This is a genomic window from Variovorax sp. 01T432, assembly GCF_056398605.1.
In genome coordinates, this window is record NZ_JBFTPS010000114.1 from 1 (window position 1) to 3,134 (window position 3,134).

Consider the following 3,134-nt stretch of genomic DNA (forward strand, 5'->3'; position numbering starts at 1 on the left):
GCAGGTGGCCGAGGCGGGCAAGACGATGGAAGAGATCGTCGACAGCGTCAAGCGCGTGACCGACATCATGGGCGAGATCACGGCGGCCAGCCAGGAGCAGACCTCGGGCATCGAGCAGATCAACCAGGCCATCACGCAGATGGACCAGGCGACGCAGCAGAACGCGGCGCTGGTGGAAGAAGCATCGGCAGCGGCGCAATCGCTGCAGGAGCAGGCCGGCAGCCTGTCCGAGGTGGTGAGCATGTTCAAGCTCGACTCCGGCTCCGGCGCCGTCTTCAAGCCGGTGACGCGCGTCACCGCGCCCCGCACGCCATCGAAGCCAAGGCCGAATGCCCGCGCCCAGGCTGCCTCGCGCCGGCGCGGCAAGGACGCGGCGTCCGCGCCCAAGCTGGCCCTCGCCGAAGGCGGCGGCGGCGACTGGACTGAATTTTGAGCTGAGGCCTCAAGACTGGCGGCGAGCTGCCGATAACAGATGGACAGCCATGCCAACGCACCCCATCTTGAGGAGACGCCAATGACCCATCTGCTGAATGTCCGTGCCATGAGTATCGCCAGGAAGCTGGGCCTGCTCACCGCCAGCGCCGTGGCCGGCGTCATCGTCCTGACTGCACTGTTCCTGGTGTCGGAACAGAAGCTCATCATGCAGGAGCGGCAGAGCAGCGTGCGGCAGGTCGTGGAAGCGGCCCATGGCATCCTGACCTACTACCACGGCCTGTCGACACGGGGCGCGTTGACCGAGAAGCAGGCCAAGGAGCAGGCCATGCAGGCGATCCGGGGCTTGCGCTACAGCGGAAACGAGTACTTCTGGCTCAACGACATGGAGCCCCGGATGCTCATGCATCCGATCAGCCCGGCGCTGGAAAACAAGGACCTGTCGACCACCAAGGATGCAACCGGCAAGCCGCTGTTCGTCGCCTTCGTGGACACCGTGAAGGCGAGCGGCGCGGGATTCGTCCATTACGAGTGGGCCAAGCCCGGCAGCGAGACGCCGGTGCCCAAGGTGTCCTATGTGAAGGGCTTCGAGCCTTGGGGCTGGATCATCGGCTCCGGCGTGTACGTGGATACGGTGCAGGCCACGATCGTCGAGCGACTGATCCGCTTCTCGGTCATTGCGCTGGTCCTGGCGCTCATCCTGTTCGGCATCGGCTTCCTGATCTCGCGCAGCCTCCTCAGGCAACTGGGCGGCGAGCCCGAGGCGGCCGCCGGCATCACCCGCCGCATCGCCGAGGGCGATCTCTCGGTGGTCATCGACCTGAAGAAGGACGATGCCTCGAGCCTGATGCATGCCATCAAGAACATGCGCGACAGCCTTGCCAAGGTGGTGGGCGAGGTGCGCCAGGGCGCCGACACGATCGCCACGGCATCGGACCAGATCGCCTCGGGCAACCAGGATCTGTCGTCCCGGACCGAACAGCAGGCGAGCTCGCTGGAGCGGACGGCGGCCTCGATGGAAGAGCTCACSAGCACCGTCAAGCAGAACGCGGACAACGCGCGCCAGGCCAATCAGCTCGCGGTKTCGGCYTCCGAGGTSGCCGTCAAGGGTGGCGTCGTGGTCGGGAGCGTGGTGGAAACGATGGGCTCGATCAACGCGTCGTCACGCAAGATCGTCGACATCATCGGCGTCATCGACGGCATCGCCTTCCAGACCAACATCCTGGCCTTGAACGCGGCGGTGGAAGCCGCGCGGGCCGGCGAGCAGGGGCGCGGCTTCGCGGTGGTGGCCTCCGAAGTACGCAGCCTGGCGCAGCGCTCGGCCGCGGCGGCCAAGGAAATCAAGACGCTCATCGGCGACTCGGTCGGCAAGGTCGAGGAAGGCAGCCGGCAGGTGGCCGAGGCGGGCAAGACGATGGAAGAGATCGTCGACAGCGTCAAGCGCGTGACCGACATCATGGGCGAGATCACGGCGGCCAGCCAGGAGCAGACCTCGGGCATCGAGCAGATCAACCAGGCCATCACGCAGATGGACCAGGGAACGCAGCAGAACGCGGCGCTGGTGGAAGAAGCATCGGCAGCGGCGCAATCGCTGCAGGAGCAGGCCGGCAGCCTGTCGCATGTCGTGGGCGTGTTCAGGCTCGATGCGGGCGGCCGCCCGGGCCGCACGGAGCCGGCGCTTGCCGCCGCCTGAGCGCGGACGGTCCATGTCGAATCTCAACCAGCAAGAAATCGAGAGCAGAGTGATGAGTTTCAAGAATCTGAAGATCGGCACGCGATTGGGAATGGGCTTCTCGCTCATGCTGCTGCTGATGGTCTTCATTGCCGGCACGGGCATGTTGCGCCTTGAAAACGTGGGCAATGCCACCGAGGACATGGTCGAGGGCGCGCTGGTCAAGGAGCGGCTGGCCAATGAATGGTCCAACCTGCTGAACTCGACCATCGTGCGCACGATCGCGATGGCCAAGGCCACGGACCCTGAAACCGAGGCCTACTTCGCCAAGGGCCGTGCAGAGGGCACGGCGACCATCACACCGGTGCAGAAGAAGCTCGAGGCGCTGCTGAGCTCGCCGGAGGAAAAGAAGCTGTTCGCCGAGGTGGGCGAAGCGCGCCAGGGCCTGCTCGCCGTGTCGGGCGCCGTGGTCAAGCTCAAGACCGAGAACAACAGGGACGAGGCCATCAAGCTGATCGACACCAAGTTCGCGAGTGCGCTTGCGGCCTATCAGACTTCCGTCGAGCGGCTCGCGGCGCACGAGCGCGAGCAGATCGATCTCGTGGCCACGGGCATCGCGGCGGACCACCATGCGGGGAAGGTGTCCCTAATGGTGCTGACGTTCGTCTCGCTGGTGGCGGGGGCCCTCTGCGCTTGGCGCCTCAGCGTGAGCATCGTGCGCCCGCTGGGCCGCGCGGTGAAGGTCGCCGAAACGGTGGCCGGCGGCGACCTGAGAAGCCGGATCGAGGTGGACAGCCGGGACGAGACCGGCCAGCTGATGCAGGCGCTCAGGAACATGAACGACAGCCTGGCGAAGGTGGTGGGCGAGGTGCGCCAGGGCACGGACACCATCGCGACGGCTTCGAGCGAGATCGCCTCGGGCAACCAGGACCTCTCGTCGCGCACCGAGGAGCAGGCCAGTTCGCTGGAGCAGACGGCCGCCTCGATGGAAGAACTCACCAGCACCGTCAAGCAGAACGCGGACAACGCG

3 protein-coding genes are annotated in these 3,134 nt (G+C 66.1%); all 3 read left to right on the forward strand.

What is annotated here, in order from left to right; genetic code table 11:
* Positions 1–433: methyl-accepting chemotaxis protein (locus tag AC1DNF_RS35365; protein WP_478153563.1), on the forward strand; the 433-nt coding region annotated here is incomplete at its 5' end.
* 81 nt (positions 434–514) lie between these two features.
* Positions 515–2,125, forward strand: coding sequence for a methyl-accepting chemotaxis protein (locus tag AC1DNF_RS35370; RefSeq protein WP_478153564.1), 1,611 nt, complete (start codon positions 515–517; stop codon positions 2,123–2,125).
* A gap of 52 nt (positions 2,126–2,177) precedes the next feature.
* Positions 2,178–3,134: MCP four helix bundle domain-containing protein (locus AC1DNF_RS35375; protein WP_478153565.1), on the forward strand; the 957-nt coding region annotated here is incomplete at its 3' end.